17 protein-coding genes and 1 pseudogene are annotated in these 19822 nt (G+C 69.1%); 10 read left to right on the top strand and 8 right to left on the bottom strand.

The window, feature by feature from the left end:
• Nucleotides 1–135: 135 nt before the first annotated feature.
• Nucleotides 136–1218: a 2Fe-2S iron-sulfur cluster-binding protein gene (locus ACYVN4_RS30010; protein WP_460725367.1), complete on the top strand. Its 1083-nt coding sequence runs from the start codon at nucleotides 136–138 to the stop codon at nucleotides 1216–1218.
• Nucleotides 1219–1250: 32 nt separating this feature from the next.
• Nucleotides 1251–2129 (top strand): VOC family protein, encoded by an 879-nt coding sequence (locus ACYVN4_RS30015; RefSeq protein ID WP_379357021.1) that lies wholly within the window; start codon nucleotides 1251–1253, stop codon nucleotides 2127–2129.
• A gap of 1 nt (nucleotide 2130) precedes the next feature.
• On the opposite strand, the gene ACYVN4_RS30020 is transcribed toward ACYVN4_RS30015, so the two are convergent.
• The 3 genes from ACYVN4_RS30020 to ACYVN4_RS30030 form a co-directional block, all read right to left on the bottom strand.
• Entirely contained in the window at nucleotides 2131–2970 is an 840-nt protein-coding gene (locus ACYVN4_RS30020; RefSeq protein ID WP_460725368.1) for a class I SAM-dependent methyltransferase, read from the bottom strand.
• Between the two features lie 117 nt (nucleotides 2971–3087).
• A complete protein-coding gene (locus tag ACYVN4_RS30025; protein ID WP_460725369.1) occupies nucleotides 3088–3504 on the bottom strand; it encodes an SRPBCC family protein in 417 nt (138 codons plus the stop codon).
• Nucleotides 3488–7084: an AAA family ATPase gene (locus ACYVN4_RS30030; protein WP_460725370.1), complete on the bottom strand. Its 3597-nt coding sequence runs from the start codon at nucleotides 7082–7084 to the stop codon at nucleotides 3488–3490. Before ACYVN4_RS30030 ends, ACYVN4_RS30025 begins: the two co-directional genes overlap by 17 nt.
• Before the next feature lie 123 nt (nucleotides 7085–7207).
• On the opposite strand from ACYVN4_RS30030, the gene ACYVN4_RS30035 reads away from it, so the two are divergent.
• Entirely contained in the window at nucleotides 7208–7576 is a 369-nt protein-coding gene (locus tag ACYVN4_RS30035; RefSeq protein WP_379357011.1) for a nuclear transport factor 2 family protein, read from the top strand.
• 5 nt (nucleotides 7577–7581) lie between these two features.
• Nucleotides 7582–7956, top strand: coding sequence for a cupin domain-containing protein (locus tag ACYVN4_RS30040; RefSeq protein ID WP_460725371.1), 375 nt, complete (start codon nucleotides 7582–7584; stop codon nucleotides 7954–7956).
• A 73-nt stretch (nucleotides 7957–8029) separates the two neighbouring features.
• On the opposite strand, the gene ACYVN4_RS30045 is transcribed toward ACYVN4_RS30040, so the two are convergent.
• The gene (locus tag ACYVN4_RS30045; RefSeq protein ID WP_460725372.1) at nucleotides 8030–9772 is read right to left on the bottom strand and encodes a nitroreductase family deazaflavin-dependent oxidoreductase; all 1743 of its coding nucleotides are present in this window, start codon (nucleotides 9770–9772) and stop codon (nucleotides 8030–8032) included.
• Nucleotides 9773–9889: 117 nt separating this feature from the next.
• Between ACYVN4_RS30045 and ACYVN4_RS30050 the strand changes: the two genes are divergently transcribed.
• Complete coding sequence (locus ACYVN4_RS30050; protein ID WP_460725373.1) at nucleotides 9890–10468, top strand: TetR/AcrR family transcriptional regulator; 579 nt, start codon at nucleotides 9890–9892, stop codon at nucleotides 10466–10468.
• A gap of 3 nt (nucleotides 10469–10471) precedes the next feature.
• Here ACYVN4_RS30050 and ACYVN4_RS30055 read toward each other — a convergent pair whose 3' ends face one another.
• The 3 genes from ACYVN4_RS30055 to ACYVN4_RS30065 all read right to left on the bottom strand — a co-directional run bounded on the left by ACYVN4_RS30055 (nucleotide 10472) and on the right by ACYVN4_RS30065 (nucleotide 13392).
• Nucleotides 10472–11218 carry a short-chain dehydrogenase/reductase gene (locus ACYVN4_RS30055; RefSeq protein WP_460725374.1) on the bottom strand — a complete coding sequence of 249 codons (747 nt, stop codon included), beginning with the start codon at nucleotides 11216–11218 and terminating at the stop codon, nucleotides 10472–10474.
• A gap of 133 nt (nucleotides 11219–11351) precedes the next feature.
• Nucleotides 11352–12221, bottom strand: a complete 870-nt coding sequence (locus tag ACYVN4_RS30060) for a ribokinase (protein WP_460725375.1) — start codon at nucleotides 12219–12221, stop codon at nucleotides 11352–11354.
• Nucleotides 12222–12231: 10 nt separating this feature from the next.
• Nucleotides 12232–13392, bottom strand: coding sequence for an MFS transporter (locus tag ACYVN4_RS30065; protein ID WP_460725376.1), 1161 nt, complete (start codon nucleotides 13390–13392; stop codon nucleotides 12232–12234).
• 75 nt (nucleotides 13393–13467) lie between these two features.
• Here ACYVN4_RS30065 and ACYVN4_RS30070 point away from each other — a divergent pair.
• Nucleotides 13468–14194 (top strand): annotated as a pseudogene (locus ACYVN4_RS30070) (AraC family transcriptional regulator).
• On the opposite strand, the gene ACYVN4_RS30075 reads toward ACYVN4_RS30070, so the two are convergent.
• Nucleotides 14191–15699, bottom strand: coding sequence for an MFS transporter (locus ACYVN4_RS30075; protein WP_460725377.1), 1509 nt, complete (start codon nucleotides 15697–15699; stop codon nucleotides 14191–14193). The pseudogene ACYVN4_RS30070 and the gene ACYVN4_RS30075 overlap by 4 nt on opposite strands.
• 155 nt (nucleotides 15700–15854) lie before the next feature.
• On the opposite strand from ACYVN4_RS30075, the gene ACYVN4_RS30080 reads away from it, so the two are divergent.
• From ACYVN4_RS30080 to ACYVN4_RS30095, 4 genes are read left to right on the top strand one after another with little or no spacing between them, the layout of a single operon-like run.
• A complete protein-coding gene (locus ACYVN4_RS30080) occupies nucleotides 15855–16130 on the top strand; it encodes a hypothetical protein (RefSeq protein WP_460725378.1) in 276 nt (91 codons plus the stop codon).
• 16 nt (nucleotides 16131–16146) lie between these two features.
• The gene (locus ACYVN4_RS30085) at nucleotides 16147–17415 is read left to right on the top strand and encodes a glutamate-5-semialdehyde dehydrogenase (protein WP_460725379.1); all 1269 of its coding nucleotides are present in this window, start codon (nucleotides 16147–16149) and stop codon (nucleotides 17413–17415) included.
• 15 nt (nucleotides 17416–17430) lie between these two features.
• Entirely contained in the window at nucleotides 17431–18315 is an 885-nt protein-coding gene (locus ACYVN4_RS30090) for an AAA family ATPase (RefSeq protein ID WP_460725380.1), read from the top strand.
• Between the two features lie 40 nt (nucleotides 18316–18355).
• Nucleotides 18356–19819: a vWA domain-containing protein gene (locus ACYVN4_RS30095; RefSeq protein WP_460726742.1), complete on the top strand. Its 1464-nt coding sequence runs from the start codon at nucleotides 18356–18358 to the stop codon at nucleotides 19817–19819.
• Nucleotides 19820–19822 lie beyond the last annotated feature (3 nt).

Here is a 19822-nt window from a genome sequence, read left to right on the forward strand (position 1 = left end):
TACCCGGCCCGCTTGTGAACGAAACGGAAACCCTGCCGAAACGAATGTGTCACACGTCACAGCCGAGCGGCGCGGCTCCGAGGGCAGAAAACGAAGCACAGGAATGGAACTGGTGGAGCAATGACGGTGACGGACATGGAGCCCGACACGGCCGCACTGGAGGCGGAGGCCACCGCGACCGCACCGGCGGGCGGTATCGCGAGCGCGCGGATCGTGCGTGTGGTGCGCGAAACCGCCGACGCGGTGTCGCTCGAACTCACTCCCGAGGACGCGCACGCCGAGCGGTTCGGCTACCGTCCCGGCCAGTTCCTGACCCTGCGCATCCCCAGTGACCTGACCGGTTCGGTGAGCCGCTGCTACTCGCTGTCGAGCGCGCCGCACGAGGGCGGGCCGCTGAAGGTCACCGTCAAACGCACCGTCGACGGGTACGGCTCGAACTGGCTGTGCGACAACGCCGCCGAGGGTTTGACCCTGGATGTGCTGCCGCCCGCCGGGATCTTCACCCCCGACTCGCTCGACACCGACCTGCTGCTGTTCGCCGGCGGCAGCGGCATCACCCCGGTGCTGTCCATCCTGAAATCCGTGCTCGCGCAAGGCAGCGGCCACTGCACGCTGATCTACGCCAATCAGCACGAGAACTCGGTCATCTTCGCCGCCGAGCTCGCCGAACTGGTGGCCGCGCACCCCGATCGGCTGCTGGTGCTGCACTGGCTGCAGTCCGTACAAGGGCTGCCGAATGTGGCCGCACTGGCGGCGCTGGCCCGTCCGTGGGCGGGCCGGGAGGTTTTCGTCTGTGGTCCCGGCCCGTTCATGGACGCGGTCGCGGCGGCCATGACCGAGCTCGGTGCCGACCGCAAGCGCGTGCACATCGAGAGGTTCGTGTCGCTGACGGGCAATCCGTTCGAGAGCGACACCGCCGCAACCGATGTCGTCGACGACGGTGATGCCGCCGTCGCGCACGTCGAACTCGACGGGGAGAACCACGAACTGCGCTGGCCGCGGCAGCAGACCCTGCTCGACACCATGCTCGCCAAGGGCCTCGACGCCCCGTACTCGTGCAAGGAAGGCGCGTGCAGCGCCTGCGTGTGCCGGGTCGTCACCGGCGAGGTGAGCATGCGCCGCAATGAAATCCTGGAAGCCGCCGACATCGCCGACGGCTATGTGCTTGCCTGCCAAGCCGTTCCGGTCACCGACGACGTCACCGTCACCTACGACTGATCACGCCGACAGATATCGCGAGGAGTAAACCCATGGCCGCGTTCGCCTCCCTCGGCTACGTCCGCGCCCACATCGCCGATGTGGACGCCTGGCGCAAGTTCGCCTTCGACACCATCGGTTTCGCCGAGGGGTCGGGCCCCAATGCCGAGTCCATCTACCTGCGCGTCGACGAGCACACCTACCGGTTCGAACTGGTGCCCGGTGACCGCGACGCCGTCATCGCCGTCGGCTGGCAGGTCGCCGACCGCCGCTCGCTGCAGCTGGTGCGCGAGACCCTGGAGAAGGCCGGGATCGCGGTCACCACGCTGTCGGTGACCGAGGCCGTGAACCGGCACGTCGAGGAGGCCATCGCCTTCGTCGACCCGTCCGGCTTCACCATCGAGGTCTTCCACGGTCCGCTGCTGGACCACAGCCCCGTCGTAGGCAAGTTCGGCAACCGCTTCGTCACCGGCGATCTCGGACTTGGGCACGTCGTGCTGCCGGTCCGCGATATCGAGGAAGCGCGCCAGTTCTACACCGAGGTCCTGGGATTCGCGTCGCGCGGCTCCTTCCGGGTCGGCCCGCCGGAGCATCCGATCTGGATCCGCTTCATGGGTGTGAACCCGCGCCACCACAGCCTGGCGCTCATTCCGGGCTCGCGGCCGGACGGGCCGGGCATCGTGCACGTCATGGTCGAGGTCGACTCGCTCGACGATGTGGGCCGCGCCCTGGACCGGGTGAACAAGGCGGGCTACCACCTGTCCTCGACCCTGGGGCGGCACACCAACGACAAGATGATCTCCTTCTACGTGCGCACACCGGGCAACTGGGACCTCGAATTCGGTTGCGAGGGCATGCTGGTCGGCGACGACTACGTGGCCGAGGAGATGACCGCCGACAGCTACTGGGGTCACGAATGGGCACGGGGCTGATTCAGTTCCGGTTGTAGGCGCGCACCAGCCGACAGAAATCTGCGGGGTGCAGGGCGTCGTCGCGCTGCCAGAGGGCGGCATCGACGGCATCACGTTGCGAAACATGCTCTGCCACAGTGAAACCGTGGGCGTCCAGGAGGGCGGCCACGGTTTCCGGTGAGAAGAAGCTCAGGAACGGCTCGCCCTGGTCGGCCGTGGCGGTGAGCGCGAATTCGGCGTAGACGCGGCCGGATTCGTCGCGCAGTTCCGGCAGCAGTGCGTACTCCAGGATCAGTTCGCTGTCGGGTGCGAATTGCGCGAGGGCGTCGAGTGTCGTACTGATCGCGGTGTCCGTCAGATACATGGTGACGCCGAGCCAGCTCACCAGCGTGGGACGCGCCGGATCGAAACCGTGCGCGGTCAATTCGGTCGCCAGGTCGTCACGTTCGAAATCCACTCCGACGAATTCGGCCGCGGTGGTATCCATTCCGGCGGCGGTCAGCAATTCCCGCTTCCACTGCTGGGTTGCGGGATGGTCCACCTCGTAAACCGCGACCCGATCGGCCAGCGGTGAGCGATAGGCGAAGGTGTCCAACCCCGCGCCGAGAATCACGTACTGCTCGAAGCCCGCTGCCAGCCGCGACTCGGTGTAGTGGCTGCGGGCGCTGACCTGGGCGCGGGTGCCGCTGAGCACCGGATGATCGCCGAATTCGCGATGGTAGGCAATGAGTTCGGCTGCTCGTTCACCGAGGAGCGCCTCGGCCACGGTGTCCTGGAACAGATGCGGTTCGCGATCCACGATCAGGTGTGCCGCGCGACCGGCCGCCGCCATCATCGCAGTCCGGCTCGGGCCGTTCTCCATCGAATTCTCCCTCGATAAACTGGTGGGAAAACCGATGGTAGACACCGAAATTGAACTTCACTTACATCGTATCACATGAAAGTAAATTACTTATAACGGAATTCGAGCAATTGGAAATCAATGCGGGGCGCAGGCGAGCTCGGCCAGCCGCAGCAGTGACCCGTGGATGATCTCGCGCTGGGTGGTGAGCCGCGCGGCCTCGGCCTCCGGAATATCCACGTGCACATCGATATCGGTGCCGCCTCCGTCCGCCGTACGGGTCAACCGCCAGACGAACAGCAGATCCGACACCAGGCAGGAAATGGTGACCTGCTGGTTGTGGCGATCCGTGCGCAGGGTCTGCGGCATCGGGAAGTCGGGATAGCCGTCCGGGTACATGGTGTACGCGGATTCGTTCGCGTCCGGTGCCGCGGCCTCGGGTTCGACGCTGCCGATGCCGACCCACCATTCGGTGAACCGCGACGGGTCGTAAAGCAGCTTCCAAACCGCCGCAGGGGACGCGACGGTGTGAACCCGGTCATCGAAGGTCGGCATCGGGACTCCTCTCGGGCACGCCACGCTGCCCAGCAGACGTAGGCTCGGTCAGCGCGGCCAATTCTGCTTTCACAACCAGGTATTCGCGCTCCGGCTCCACCAGCCCCGCCAGCGGCGGCCGACCCAGATCGATGATGTTGGCGGCATACCGTCGCCCCACCACGGCTGCATCGGCCCGCCGCCGCCAACCCGCGGCCGCCGCGCGCAGGCGGCTTAACGCGAGGTCGGTATCGCCGCCGCGGGCCGCGAGCAGACCCTGCACCCGATTCATCCGGGCCACCAGGGTGTCGGGAAAATCGCTGTCCGACATGGGCTCCAGCGCGACGGCCTCGATTTCGGCCTCGGCCTCGGCGCTATGCCCGGCGCGGGCCAGCGCCTCGGCCAGGAACAGCCGGGCCAGCGGGCGGCTGATCGGTGCCTCGGCGTCCAGCGCGGACCGGAATTCCCTGACGGCCGTGTCGAATTCACCATGGCCCAGGGCCAGCTGCGCGCGCTCGGCGTGCACCAGCCCTTCCAGCGCCGCGATACCGAGCCGATTGGCGGCGTCCTCGGCCGCAGACAAGGCAGTGGCGGCCTCGCGCGTCCGGCCCAGGCGGCGCAGGACGGCGGCCTGCCCGGTGTAGGAGTAGACCGCCAGCCGGGTCAGTCCGGTGGGCACGACCAGGGGCAAACAGCGCTCCACGAAGTCCAGCGCCCGCTCGAAATCTCCGGCACAGGCGGCCGCACCGGCGGCATTGGCCAGACACGCGTACGCCATATCGGGCCGCCCCGCCCGCCCGGCCGCATGCGCGGCCGCGATCAGCGGGCCGTAACTGTCGGTGAATCTGCCGACCCGCAGCAGCACATGGGCCCGCGCGAAGCTGATGTCGTGGGTGAGCAGTTCGGCCAGGGGGTGGCCGTGCACGAGAACGTCCACCTCGCACAGTAATTCCGCGGCCACCTCCGGATCTCCGGCAACCGCTTCCGCCCAGGCCATTCCGGCCAGCGCCTCGACCCGGATCAAGGGATCCGGGTCGGATACCCGCTCCAGCACATCGAGCGCGGCCCGATACGACCGTCGCGCCTCGCGCGGATGACACACCCCGCCCCGCAGCCACCGCCCCCGCCGCAACCAGGCATCCACCAGCGCCTCGGCATCGGCCGTCGGGATCAGCCCCAAAGCCCGGTCGAAAGCAGTATCGGAAGCGTCCGGCAACCCGCGCCACGCCTCGATCTCGGCGAGCTCGAGCAGCGGACCACTGTTCTCGGGATCCAATTCGACGGCCTGCCGCAGATATTCGGCCGCCTCTGTCATCGCCGCTACCGCCCGAGCCGCCGTTGCGGCGTGCCGCAACTCGGTGGCCGCGCGGCCCCGGTGCCCGGCCAGTCGCAGGTGCCGGGCCAATTCGACGGCGCGGCGCTGGCCGCTCACTCTGCCGCGCTCGTGCAGGCTCGCGGCCAGCGCATCGTGCAACCGGACCCGTCGCAGCTGTGGAATCTCGTCGTAGACCGCCTGCCGCAGCGATTCGTGCCGATACCCGATCACGTCCTCGCGCACCCGAAGCAGTCCCGCACCAAGGGATTCCGTAGCCGCTGCGGACGGGTCGGGCAGCAGCGGCAACGCCAGCACCTCGCTCCGCGTCAAATCCCGCCCCGCCGCGGCCGCCAGATCCAGGAAGAGCCTGGCGGACTCGCTGAGCCGCGCCATCGCCGATCCCGTCGCAACGCGCAGACCGTCGGCCGGGTCTCCCGCGCCGCGCGCGACATGCCGGGCCGTCTCGGTCGCCAGCAGCGGATTGCCGTCGACCACCGCGAGAATCCGGTTCTCCACCGGTGCGGGCAGCCGCGCCGCCTCCCTCACGATCGACCGAATTGCCTGCGGAGCCAAAGGTTTCAGCGCCAACTCCAGCCGCAGCGCACCCTTGGCCCGCAGCGCGCCCAGCACACCGTCCACCTGCGGGCGGGGCGGCATCGGACGCCGCGTAAGGATGACCAGCACCGGCACCCGCGAAAGCCGCCGCCCCACATACCGAAGCAGCTCGAGACTGGACAGATCAGCCGCCTGCAAATCCTCCAGCGCAACCGCGAGCGGCCGGCGCGCAGCCAGGAACCCGAGCAGCTCGACAACCGACTCGAACAGCCGAATCCGATCATGCTCCACCCCGAGCGCGGTGCTCGTCTGCCTCCCGCGCGCGGTGGCGCGCGCCAAAGGTGTTGGCGCACCGTGGTCGTCGGGCCGGGCAGGTGTGGTCACCGACTCCCGCGCGGCGGCCAGGTCCACTTGCGTTGCCGCCCCGGGTGTTTCCGCCGGAGGCGGTGTCCGACGCGCGCCGCGCGGTTGAGCCGGTGTGGTTGCCGAAGGCGTAGACCCGGCGTCCGACCCCGGTGCGGAGGGCAGGCCCAAATGCGCTGCCACTCCGGGTAACAGCCGCGCCAGGTCCGCTGCCCACAGTGTGCCCTCGGGCAGCTGATCGCCCGGCTCGAGCACCTCGGCCAGCAGTTCCGACCACAGTTCGTAGGGTGCGCCGCCACGGGCGCCGGGGGCGCCGATCGCCGTGCGGGCTCCGTCTCGGCGGGCGATGATGAGCATTTCCTCCGCGAGCCGGGTCTTGCCGATTCCGCCGTCGCCGCTCAGGGCCACCACCGTCCCCGCTCCGTCGCGCACCCGGTGCCAGCAGGAGGTCAGTGCGTGCAACTCTGTGCTCCGGCCGTAAAGCGTTGCCGCAGTGGCTGTTCCGACCACTTCGATGCCCCGAACCTGGGTGACGCCCGCGGATCCCGGCGTGGCCGATGTTGTCGCGGGCTCGCCGACTGCCTTGCCTGGTGTTGCCGGATCCGTCGTGTCAGTGGCCGGAGTCGGTGCGGCACTGCCGATCCTGGGCAGGGTCGGGTGCTGGGACCTGGGTGGCGGACGCAGCGTGTTGATCACGGCCAGGGTGGCGGCGGCGGGCTCGACATCCAATTCGGAGCGCAGTGCGTCACGGAGGCGGGTGAATGCGGTCAGCGCGGCCGGAAGATCACCGTCGGCTGCGGACAGGCGGATCAGCTCGCGAGTCGCCTCTTCGTCCAACGGGCGCAAAGTTGCGCGGCGGTGGGCTCGGACTCGGGCGCGGGTGAGGTCGCCGCCGGATTCGGCGGCCTGCGCGGTGACGGCGAGCAGGGCGGCCAGTCGCTGCGCGTAGTCGTCGCGGGAGCGGCGGGCCCATTCCTCGTCGTGGTCGGTGAGCAGGTCGCCGCGGCAGAGGGTGATCGCCTGCTCGGCGTGGCCGACGGCGCGGAGACGATCGAACTCGACGGCGTCGACCCAGACCGCGTCGCGGCGGAGTTCGACGGTGTCGCGGTCGGTCCGCAGTGCGGAGGCGTTGGGGCCGAAAGCGGTTCGCAAGGTCCAGACCGCGTTGCGGAGGCTGGCTCGGGCCTTGGGGTCGGGGGCGTCGGGCCAGAAGTGGGCGCAGACTCGCGTGCGGGGGTGGGGGCCGGGGTGGAGGGCCAGCCAGGCCAGGAGGGAACGGGGGAGGCGGCCACGGGGGAGTGGCACGGGATCGTTGTCCAGTTCGACCTCGAGTGCACCGAAGACGTGAATCCGCAGCATAACCACCATCCGATGAGGGAAACGGTAGTCCTCGGGGGCGGGTCTGTCCCGGCGTTGACGATCAAATGACGGAGCGCGCCGATGCTGGGATCAGTGGCCGCGACGGACGGCCCCGATCCGGAGAGACACACTATGAGCACCATGGAATCCACCGCGCGGTTCGACCTCGCGGCGCTGCGGCGGGGCATCGAGGAACGCGACGCCGCCCAACTGATCGACCTGTACGCCGAGGACGCGGAAATGCGGCTGGTCGACCGGCTGCACCCGCCGAGCAATCCGCAGATCCTGCGCGGACGCGGCCAGATCGGCGAGTACCTCACCGACATCTGCAGCCGCGATATGACCCATCGGGTCCAGCACCTGACCTCCGAGGGGGACCGGGTCGCCTTCACCGAGGACTGCGAATACCCGGGCGGCAGCCGCGTGCTGTGCGCCGCCACCCTCGATATCGCCGACGGGCACATCGTCCGTGAGGTCGGCGTCCAGGTTTGGGACGAGTGAGCACGATGACCGACAACACGATTCAGGGCGCGCGCGCCGAACACCGCGATTTCGCGGCACCGGACGAGGTGCGTGCCTTCGAGCACGGACAGATGGAAGTGCTTCACGTACATGGTGCCGACATCGGCCGCCTGGTGCTGAAGCCCGGCTGGCGCTGGTCGCTGGACGTCAAACCGATGGCGGGCACCGAATACTGCGAAGCGCCACACTTCCAGTACCACGTGTCGGGCACCCTGCACATCCAGATGGCCGACGGCACCGAATTCGACGCCGTTCCCGGCATGGTCACCGCGCTGCCGTCGGGCCACGACGCCTGGGTGGTCGGCGACGAGGACGTCGTGGTCGTGGACTGGTGGGGCGCAAGCAATTACGCCAAGTGAGCGCGTTGACGAGGGGTGAGCGTGCCAGGGCGAGATGACATGCGGCGGCCGATCCGGAGATCGGCCGCCGGAATCAGTTGTCGGTGAAGGTGATTCGGACGGTGACCGGATCGCTCTCCAGCACGGCGAACATGCCGCGCGCGAGCGGAGCCAGCAGTGGATGCGGGGCGAAGCCGCGACTGCGGGCCACCACGTCGTCGTCGGGGAGCAGGACGGCGGTGCCGGTGCGCCAGCGATCGCCCTGGCGGAGACGGATATTCGGGTTGGCCGAGAGATTCAGGCCCCAGCCCGAGCGCAGCCCGTGCTGGCAGATGGCCCACGCGCCCTCGTCGTCGAAGAGCACGGAGATCGGGACGCGGCGCGGCTCCCCGGATTTGCGGCCGACGGTCTCGAGCTCGGTGGCGAAGGCGGTGCGGATGCCGACCTTGTCCAGGGCGCGGACGGTCGGGTTCATGACGTAGCGACCCACCGCGCGCTCGGTGCGGAACTTGCGGGCGGCCTTGCTCGCCGCATCGCCCTTACTCGCACCGCTCTTGTTCTGCGTGGCGGAACGCTTGCTGCGGAAGGCGTCGAAACCATTGCGGCGCAGCATGGCCGCCGCCGTCAGCCACGGCGAGCGCTCCGGGTTGGGCTCCTTGCCCGCGCCGATGAGATGCAGTTGATCGGTGTGCCACTGCAGGTCGAGCGCGCCGTCGAAGGATTTCAGGCTGCCGTTCGCCGCGAGCCGCGGGGGCAGGCCGAGGGAAATGTGCGGGGGCCGCAGGGTGTCGGTGCGTTCGGTCAGCAGATCGGCTGCGGCGGTGGGGATCACGGCGGTCGGCCGGCCCAGGCCGACTACATCGCAGGCGCCGCTGCCCGTCGCCTCGGACATGGCGGCGTGCGAACGGAAGCCGCCGGTCACCGCGATCGGAACGCTGCCCGCGGCCTTCCGGGCGGTCTCGGCGTAGTCGAGGAAGTAGGCCTCGCGGGCGCGGGTGCTCTCGGACGCGGTGCGGGGCCGGCCCATCATGGCGGGGGATTCGTAACTGCCGCCGCTGATCTCGAACAGGTCCAGGCCCTCGCCGGACAGCTCCTCGATGACCGCGCGCGACTCGTCCTCGGTGAATCCGCCGCGCTGGAAGTCGGCCGAGTTGAGCTTGATACCCAGTCCGAAACTCGGGCTCACCGCGGCGCGGATGCTGCGCGCCACCTCGACGACGAAGCGCCGCCGCTTCTCCGGGTCACCGCCCCAGGCGTCGGTGCGCTGATTCGACAGCGGGGAAAGGAACTGCGACACCAGATATCCGTGCGCGCCGTGGATCTGCACGCCGTCGAACCCGGCGGCCTCCGCCACCCGGGCGGCCCGGCCGAAACGGGCGATGATGTCACCGATCTCGTCCTCGGTCAGCGCGCGCGGCGCGGGTACGCCCGGAATGCCCATGGCGATGGCCGACGGCGCAACCGTGCGGGTGCGGGTGACGATCGGATTGGCCTGCCGCCCGGGATGATTCAGCTGCACCCAGACCTTCGCACCGCCGTCCTTGGCGACCTTGGCCCAGCGGGTCATGGCGTCCAGGTGCCGTTCATCCTCCATCGCCACATTGCCGGGTTCGCCGCAGTGACGGCGGTCGACCATGACATTGCCGGTGACGATCAATCCGTAGCCACCGTCGCTCCAGCGCCCGTAGAGTCGCTCGAGGCGGGCGTCGGGGGCATTGTCGGCGTTCGCGAGCCCTTCACTGAGGGCCGATTTCATGAGCCGGTTGGGGAGCACCTGACCGCTGGCCAGCGGCAGGGGATCGTGCAGGGTCGGCTGGGCTGCGGATGCTGCTGCCATGGGGTGGGCCCCGATTCCTCGTCGAAGGGGTGAGCGGCGGACTACACTGAGGTAGACCAATCGGTATATGAAAAAACGGTAGTACACCGATCGGTATACAGCAAGGAGGAACCGTCCATGGGTGCCCGCGACCGCCTCATCGACAGCGCCATCGCCCTGATGCGCTGCAACGGCATCGCCGGAACCGGCATCGCGCAGCTGCTCGACCACAGCGGCATCTCGCGCCGGTCCATCTACCTGAACTTCCCCGGCGGTAAATCCGAACTGGTCGCCGAGGCCACCCGGACTGCCGGGCAGGCGTCCAGCGCACTCATTCGGACCATCCTCGCGAGCACCGATCTGGCCAGCGCCATCGCCGCCTTCCCCGGGATGTGGCGCGAGACGCTCACCTCCACCGATTTCGCCGCGGGCTGCCCGATCGCCGCCGCCGCCCTCGGGCGCTCGGAGTCACCGGCCGCCGCGGACGTGGCGGGGGAGACCTTCACCGAGTGGGAAGCCATCCTCGCCCAGCGGCTCGAGGCCGAGAATGTGGACGCGGAGACCGCGCACTCGCTGGCCACCACCATCGTGGCCGCCGTCGAGGGCGCGGTCGTCATGTCGCTGGCGTCGCGCTCCACCGCGCCGCTGGAACGGGCCGGGAAGCAGCTCGCCGATCTGGTCGCCCTGTACACGGGCAAGAAGACCACGGCCGCCTGACCTTCAGATCAGACTCAACCCGCCGTCGATCGTGACAATGGTGCCGGTGGTGTAGCCGGACCGATCGGAGGCGAGAAACGCTGCCATATCGGCGATTTCACTCGGATGAGCGGGACGGCCGAAGGGGAAATCGGCGGCCATTCCCGCGAATCGGGTATTGGTCTCGATCAGTTTGGTGATGCGCGCGGTGGCCACCGGCCCCGGATTGATGCCGACCACTCGGATCCCGTCGCGCGGGCTGCGGCTGCCCAGTGCACGGGTGAACGCCATGAGCGCGGCATTGCCGGTGCTGCCCGCGATGTACTCGGCGTCGGGCCGCTCGCCCGCCGAACCGATCACATTCACGATGACCCCGCGCCCGCGCTCCTTCATGGCCGCGTAGACCCGGCGGCTCAGGTCGATGTAGCCGAAGACCTTGAGATCCCAGGCGTGCCGCCAGGTCTCGGCGTCGACGGCGGCCAGCGTCCCGGCCGGAATGTCACCGGCATTGTTGACCAGGATGTCCGCCTCGCTCGCCGCCGTCGCCAGCTGCTCGAGCTCGGCGGCCGAGCGCAGATCGACCGGATGGGTGACGACCCGAACCCCGTGCTCACCGCGCAACTCCGCACCGAGCTCGTCCAACCGCTCCCTGCTGCGAGCAGCCAGATGCAGATGGCACCCCTCCGCCGCGAGCGTCCGCGCAATCTGCGCGCCGATCCCCGCCGACGCCCCCGTCACGACCGCGGTCCTGCCGCCGAGTCCCAATTCCATTGGCCCATCTCCTGACTGTTCGAACCCGAAGCCAAACGTGATGGACATTCGACCGGTTCAAATCTTGGTCGAATGTCCACCTCGGTGGAAATGGCGCTACGCGGCGATCTGTTCCCGCCCCCCTCGCATCCGGCTATCGGCCCACGGTCTCGGCGAGTACCCGCCGGATCTCCGCCAGCTCCGGAATCGAGGCGCTGGCGCCCAGTTTCGTGGTGGCCAGCGCTCCGGCGGTGCATCCCCAGGCCAGCGCGGTCCGCGGACCCTCGTGCCAGTGGGCGGCCAGCGCGCCGGTGAAGGTGTCGCCCGCACCGGTGGTGTCCACAACGGTTACCGGAACGCCGGGATGTGACAGTTGCTCGCCATCCGGCCCGCGGTACGCCGCGCCTGCCGCGCCGAGCGTCGTAATCACGTGGGGCACAGCGGAGAGCGACTCGGCCAAACGCTCGCCCTCGCCCTCGTTCACCACGGCCACATCCACTTCGGCCCACACCTCCGCCGGAAGGTCTCGCACCGGCGACGGATTCAGCATCACCACGGTCCCCTGGGCCCGCGCGTGCCGCGCCGCCGCCAAGACCGTCTCCACCGGAATCTCCAACTGGCACATGAGCACATCCGCCGCGGCGATCGTCTGCCGTTCGGCGGCAGTCAATTCCGTCATCCGCCCATTGGCGCCCGCCACCACGATGATCGTGTTCTCGCCGCCCCCGTCGACCACGATCGCCGCGATCCCGCTCGGACCGTCCACCACCCGCAACCGGGAGACGCCAACTCCGGCCTCGCTCAGCACATCTCGCAGCGCTGTCGCGAACACGTCGTCACCGACCGCCCCGACGAAGTCGACCTCGGCTCCGGCCCGCCGTGCGGCGATCGCCTGATTCGACCCCTTCCCGCCCGGCACCAGCGCGAACCCCTCCCCGGACACCGTCTCCCCGGGTTGCGGCCGCCGCCCCACGGTCGTCACCAGATCCATATTGATGCTGCCCACCACCGCGATTCGCGCCATGCCCCGAACCCTAGTCAGGTTCGGGCAGCATCACCCCGAGCGCCACCGCCAGAACCGGGACGAAGCACAGCACGGTCAATGCCGCCTGCGGTCCGTGCCCGTCAGCGATCCAGCCCAGCAGCGGCACGAAGAGGCCGCCCGCGCTCACCGCCAGGCCGAGGGTCACGCCCGCGGCGGTGCCCGGGCGGCTCGGCAGGTAGTCCTGGCCGAGCTTCACCAGCACCGCGAACGGGATGTTGGCGGCGAATCCGGCGAGCACCACCAGCGGCAGGCCGAGCTTGGGATCGGGGGCCATCCGCACCGCGATCAGGGCGGGAATGACTGCGGCGCTGCCGATCTGGATGGTCCGGGTCAGGCCGATCCGGTCGGCCAGTCGGCCGCCCGTCAGGGTGCCCAGCACGCCGCCGACCAGGAACGCCGTCAATGCCGCACCGCCCAGCGCGCGGGAAGCGCCCAGATGGTTGATCCAGTACAGCGCGATGAAGGTGTTCATACCGAAGAACACCGTCGATCGCACGATCTCCACCGCGGTCAGCACCGCGAACGGCACCCAGCGATCCCGCCCGGTGTGCTCGACCGCGGCCGCGCCGTCCGCACTGCGCCGACGCTGAAAACGCCACAGCACGAATCCCATCAGCACGGCGGGTGGTAGGAAGAGCGCGGTCGCGCCGACCCCGAAGGCGTCCAACGCGGGTGTGGCCAGCGCGGGAGCCAGAAAGAAGCCCACGCTGCCGCCCGCCGCGAACAGACTCATGGCCGTTGTGCTGCCCCCGGCATCGCGCCGTGCGTCCCGCCCGGCGGCGGGATGAAAGGCCGCGACCCCGAGCCCGGACAGCAACAACAACATCCACACCAGCGCATAACTCGGCGCGAGCCCGGCCGCTCCCGCGCCGATACCCGCCACCGCGAGTCCGGCCGGAGCCAGCCACGGCAGCCGCCGCCGATCCGCCAGCATCCCCAGAATCGGTTGCGGCAGCGAACTTCCCAGCGTCGCCGCCAACGCCAGCCCCGATGCCCCGACATAGCTGTAATGCCGCTCCAACACGAAGAACGGAATGCTCGCGGGCACCAGCCCCTGATAGAAATCGTCGACCGCGTGCGCGATCACCCAGTGCCGCATCCGATTCCACGCCGACCGCGTCGCCGTGGCGGTCTCCATCGTGCCGACCATCGCACGCCTCCTCTCACCCGTCGTACCGAGCGTAGGAATCGAGTCGATGGCCGACTTCCGATAAACTGCCAGTTCGTGTCGGAAACCCGCCATGATTCGCTGTCCCCGACCGCCTCGCAACGGCTGTCCGGTGGGTCACGCATCGAACGGCATCGGCACTCCGACGACCAGATCATCTATCCCAGTTCCGGTGCGGCCGAGGTCCGTACCGACTCGGGGTCCTGGATCGCGCCCGCCGATCGCGCGATCTGGATTCCGGCGGGTTGCTGGCACGAACACACCTTCTTCGGCCCGACCCGATTCCATTGCGTCGGATTCCCTTCCGGTTCACTGCCGCAACACCGCACGCCGGTCGTGATCACCGTCCACCCGCTCTTGCGTGAGCTGCTCATCACCTGCTCCGATCCCGGCGAGCTCCCCGCCGGCGAACTCGACCGGCTGCGCGGGGTGCTGCTCGACCGCATCGCCCGCAGTCCCGAACAGCCACTGCGATTGCCCGCGGCCCGGGACGACCGACTCCGGCGCGCCTGCGAACTGGTCGAGCGTGATCTCGCGGTGAGCCGCCCGCTCGCCGAGCTCGGCGGCGAGGTGGGAGCCGGCGAACGCACCCTGACCCGTTTGTTCCGACATGACCTACCCGCAGTGGCGCACCCAGCTCCGCTTGCAGCACGCGATCCGGATGCTGGCGGACGGCGAAGCCGTCACCACGGTCGCCCACCGCTGCGGATGGGCGTCATCGAGCGCGTTCATCGACGTCTACCGACGCACCCTGGGGCATACGCCGGGCGCCGCGCTCGGCTAGGTTTCGGCCTTCGGCGCGTGGTGGGGTTCCAGGGGTGGGCTGGCCACGGCGGAGAAGGTTTTGCATTCGGGTTCGCTGTCGGGTGGGGCCTGGCGGAGGGCGTTGTCGCTGACGGTGAAGAAGGCGAGGGCGGCTGCGGCGACCATGAGGACGACCGCGGTGATGATGGCCAGGCGGAAGCCGTGGGCGAAGGCGGACGGGTCGGTGTAGGCGGAGCCGGTGAGACCCGCGAGGGGTGGGATGGCGGCGACCGACAGCAGGCCGGCCGCTCGGGCCACCGCATTGTTGACGCCGCTGGCTACACCGGCGTGGCGCTCGTCGGCGGTGGCCAGCACGGTGGCGGTCAGGGGTGCGACCGCGAGGACCAGGCCGAGGCCGAAAACCAGTGCGGCGGGGAGGACGTCGAGAAGGTAGGAGGTGTACAGGCCGATGCGGGTCATGAGCAGCATGCCCGCGGCGGCCAGCAGGACGCCGATGGTGATCGGCCAGCGCGGGCCGATGCGCTGGGCCAGCGCGCCGGAGCGGGCGGAGAACAACAGCATCAGGACCGTGACGGGGAGCATGGCGGTGCCCGCGGCGATCGGGCTGAAACCCGAGACCACCTGCAGGGTCAGTACCAGCAGGAAGAAGACCACACTCATCGCGCCGTACATGACGAAGGTGACCACGTTGATGGCGCTGAACTGCTTGGAGGCGAACACGTCCACGGGGAGCATGGCCGACGGATCGGTGTCGCCACGGGAGCGCCGCCGCTCCACCACCACGAATCCGACCGCGGCCGCGATACCCGCGATCGCGCTGCCCCACACCAGAATCCGGTTCGTGTCGTGCGCGGGTGCCATGGTGAGCGCGTAGGTGATCCCGGCCAGGCAGGCGGCCGCCAGCACCGCGCCCAGCACATCGAACTTGCCGTGCGACGATTCGTCGCGGGTCTCGGGCACATGCCGGGCCGTCACCGCCACGACCACCGCGGCCAGCGGAATATTGAGCAGGAACACCCAGCGCCACCCGGCCGCCTCCACCAGCCAGCCGCCCAGGAACGGTCCGATGGCACCGGCGACGCCGCCCAGTCCGGACCAGGCCCCGACCGCCTTGGCGCGCTCGTCGGGCCGGAACGACGCCTGGATGATTGCCAGCGATCCAGGCGTCAGCAGCGCACCGCCCACACCCTGCAGCGCCCGCGCCGCGATCAGCATCGAAACGTCCTGCGCCGCACCGCACAACGCGGAGGCGATGGCGAACCACACCACGCCGATCAGGAATACCCGCCGCCGCCCGTATCGGTCGCCCAGCGACCCGCCGAGCAGGATCAACCCGGCCAGCGTCAGCGTGTAGGCGTTGACCGTCCACTGCAGATCGGCCATGGACGCACCGAATTCGTCGCCGATCCGCGGCAGCGCCACATTCACGACGGTGGCGTCCAGCATGGCCATCCCCGAACCGAGGACGGTCGCGAGGAGAACCCATCTGCCGGTGCCCGAGGACAACCGGATGCTCGCGGTCATTCGCTCACGGTAGCAAGTTTCGGCGCGCGGACAGGGGATCTGAAGCTGTCCTGAAGAAGAACGCGCAACGCTGGGGATCCGGCCGCCGGTGGACTTGAATCATGTTCGCGCTCCACCACTTTCGGAGCATTCCCCCTGATGAAGGTGATTTCGCCATGAGTACAGCCGTTATTCGACGCACCGCCACGCGCGGTCTGCTGGTCCTCGCGGTGCTGTCCGCACCGCTGGCCGGCGCGGGTCTGGCCGCCGCCGACCCCGTCACCCCCGACCCGTCGCTCAGCGTCCCGCAGGCCCGGTTCGTCGACGCCGACGACTGGCACTGGTGGCACTGCCATGTGCAGCACGAATACTGGCGCGAGGGCTGCCGCGACTGGTGGGAGGACCACCACGACCGCGACGACAACCTGCCCCCGACCGGCAGCGGAAGCTAGTCAGTAATCTGTTCCCATGACTGCTCCCACGACCACCGACCGGGACGCCGTCCGCGATGTAGTGCACGACTCGGCGCGCCGGGCTCGGGTGGCGTCGCGGACGCTGGCCCAGCTCACCACCGCCCGCAAGGACGCCGCCCTGCACGCTGCGGCCGACGCCCTGCTCGCGGCCAAGGCCGATGTCCTCGCCGCCAATGCCGAGGACATCGAGATCGCGAAGGCCGCGGGCACCGCGGAATCGCAGCTGGATCGGCTGCGGCTGACGGAGGCCCGCATCGACGGGATCGCCTCCGGGCTGCGGCAGGTCGCCGGGCTCCCGGATCCGGTCGGTGACGTGGTGCGCGGGTCGACGCTGCCCAACGGTCTGGAGATCCGCCAGGTGCGCGTCCCGCTCGGGGTCGTGGGAATGGTGTACGAGGCACGGCCGAACGTCACCGTGGACGCCTTCGGGCTCGCGCTCAAGTCGGGCAACGCGGCGCTGCTGCGCGGTTCTTCTTCGGCGGCGCACTCCAACGCCGCCTTGGTCAAGGTGCTGCGAGAAGCGTTGGAGACGCAGGAGATTCCCGCGGACGCGGTGCAACTGCTGCCGTCCGAGGACCGCTCCAGCGTCACCCACCTGATCCAGGCGCGCGGGCTGGTGGACGTGGTGATTCCGCGCGGCGGCGCGGGCCTGATCAATGCCGTGGTGCGGGACGCGCTGGTGCCGACCATCGAGACCGGCACCGGCAACTGCCACGTCTTCGTGCACAAGAACGCCGATCTGGATATGGCCGAGTCCATCCTGATCAATGCCAAGACCCGGCGGCCGTCGGTGTGCAACACCGCCGAGACGGTGCTCATCGACCGGGCCATCGCCGATGTCGCGGTGCCGCGCATGATCAAGGCGCTCGAGGATTCCGGCGTCACCATTCACGGTGATCTGCCCGGTCTGGTGCCCGCCACCGACACCGACTGGGCCGACGAATACCTCTCCCTCGACATCGCGCTCAAGGTCGTCGACGACCTGGACGCGGCCGTCGAGCACATCAACGAGTGGGGCACCGGCCACACCGAGGCCATCGTGACCGCCGACCTGAAGGCGGCCCGCGAGTTCACCTCCCGGGTGGACGCCGCCGCCGTCATGGTCAACGCCTCCACCGCCTTCACCGACGGGGAGCAGTTCGGCTTCGGCGCGGAGATCGGCATCTCCACCCAGAAGCTGCACGCCCGCGGACCCATGGGCCTGCCGGAACTGACCTCGACCAAGTGGATAGTGTGGGGTGACGGGCAGATTCGGCCCGTCTAGTTGAGAGGACAGCCCGTGGCTCCCACCACCGCACCCATCCAGGAGCCGATCTTCTCGTCGGTCGACGATGTGATCGAGCGGCTGGCCCGCACCGGCTACCTGGCCGACAAGGCCACCGCCACCTCGGTTTTCCTCGCCGACCGGCTGGGCAAGCCGCTGCTCATCGAGGGTCCAGCCGGTGTCGGCAAGACCGAGTTGTCCAAGGCGGTCGCCGAGGTCGCGGGCGCGGAACTGGTGCGGCTGCAGTGCTACGAGGGCGTCGACGAGGCCCGCGCGCTCTACGAGTGGAACCACGCCAAGCAGATCCTGCGCATCCAGGCGTCCTCGGAGAACGACTGGGCCGAAACCAAGGCCGACGTCTTCACCGAGGAATTCCTGCTGGAACGCCCGCTGCTGACCGCCATCCGGCGCAGTGAGCCGACCGTGCTGCTCATCGACGAGACCGACAAGGCCGACGTCGAGATCGAGGGCCTGCTGCTCGAGGTGCTCAGCGACTTCTCGGTCACCGTGCCGGAACTCGGGACCATCACCGCGACCCGCAAGCCGTTCGTGGTGCTGACCTCCAACGCCACCCGCGAACTGTCCGAGGCGTTGAAGCGGCGCTGCCTCTACCTGCACATCGACTTCCCGGACGAGGATCTCGAGCGCCGCATCCTGGCCAGCCGGGTGCCCGAGCTCAAGCCCGCGGTCGCGGCGCAGCTGGTGCGAATCGTGCACGTGCTACGCGGCATGCAGCTCAAGAAGCTGCCGTCGGTCGCCGAATCCATCGACTGGGCGCGCACCCTGATCGCACTGGGTGCGAAGGATCTCGACGACAAGACCGTGCGGGCCACGCTCGGGGTGGTGCTCAAGCACCAGGCCGACCACGTGCGCGCACAGTCCGAGCTGAAGCTGGCCTGACATGACCGAGAACCGGCAGCGCGGACTGGTTTCCGCTGCCATGCGGGCGATCTCGGGCGGCACTCCGGCCAAGCCGGTGCAGGTGCCGGGGCCGACGGCCGAGCACGGCATCGAAGGGCACCTCGTCGGCTTCGTGGAAGCGTTGCGCGGCCGGGGAATTCCGGTCGGGCCGTCCGAAACCGTGGACGCCGGACAGGTTCTCACCGTGCTGGACCTGATGGACCGCGAAGCCCTGCGCGAGGGCCTGGCCTGCGCGCTGCTGCGCCGCACCACCCAGCGCAACACCTTCGACGGCATGTTCGACCTGTGGTTCCCGGCCGCGCTCGGCGAGCGGATCGGGGCCGAGGAGATCGAGCTGCCGGTCAAGCCGGACGGCTCGATCGACATTCTCGAACTGCGGAAGATGCTGGCGGAGTTGCTGACTCAGGATCCGTCCGGGGAGCAGGCGCAGCAGCTACAGGCCCTCGCCGCCCAGATGGTCGAGCAGATGGGCCAGTATCAGGCCGCGGGCGGGCCGTCGTTCTCCGCGTATCAGACGCTCAAGGATGTACAGCCCGAACTGTTGGTCAGCAAGATCCTCGCGGGGCTGGCCCAGGGCATGGACAACTCCGACTTCGATCGCGACGGTTTCGACGCCGAGGTGATGCGCCGCACGGCACGGCAGCGCATCAAGGACTTCCGCAGCACCGTCGAGGCCGAGACGCGCCGCCGCGTCGCCGAACGCATCGGCCGCGATCGCGTCGCCACCTACGGTGTCGCCCGCCAGGCCGAGGACGCCGACTTCCTGCGCATCTCCCAGACCGAACTCGACGAATTGCGCCGCAGCAGTCAGCGTTTGGCGCGGGTGCTGGCGTCGCGGCTGGCCGCTCGGCGTCGCCGTTCACGGCGCGGTGAGATCGACCTGCGCAAGACCATGCGCAAATCCATGTCCACCGGCGGCGTCCCGGTCAACCTGGTCACCCGCAAGCCGCGGCCCGGCCGCCCGGATCTCGTGCTGCTGTGCGATATCTCGGGTTCGGTGGCGGGGTTCTCCAGCTTCACCATGCTGCTGGTGAATGCTTTGCGCGAGCAGTTCTCCCGGGTCCGCATCTTTGCCTTCGTGGATCAGACCGACGAGGTCACCCAGCTTTTCGACTCGAAGACGCCTTTGGATCAGCTGACCCGGCGCATCTTCACCGAATCCAAGGTGGTCGGCATCGAGGGCCACTCCGACTACGGTTCGGCGCTGGAAGGTCTCGCCGAGAAGTTCCCCGACGCCGTGACCAGCCGCACGTCGCTGCTCATCCTCGGCGACGCCCGCACCAACTACCGTGACCCGGCGTTGGCGACCCTGCGTCAACTGGTCGACACCGCCAAACACGCCTACTGGCTCAACCCCGAGGCCGAGAAGATGTGGGGCACCGGCGATTCCGCCGCCGACCGCTACGCCGACATCATCGAAATGCACGAATGCCGTTCAGCCCGCCAGCTCACGACCGTCGTCGGCCGCCTGCTCCCGGTCTAGGAG

This window comes from Nocardia heshunensis, assembly GCF_054782115.1.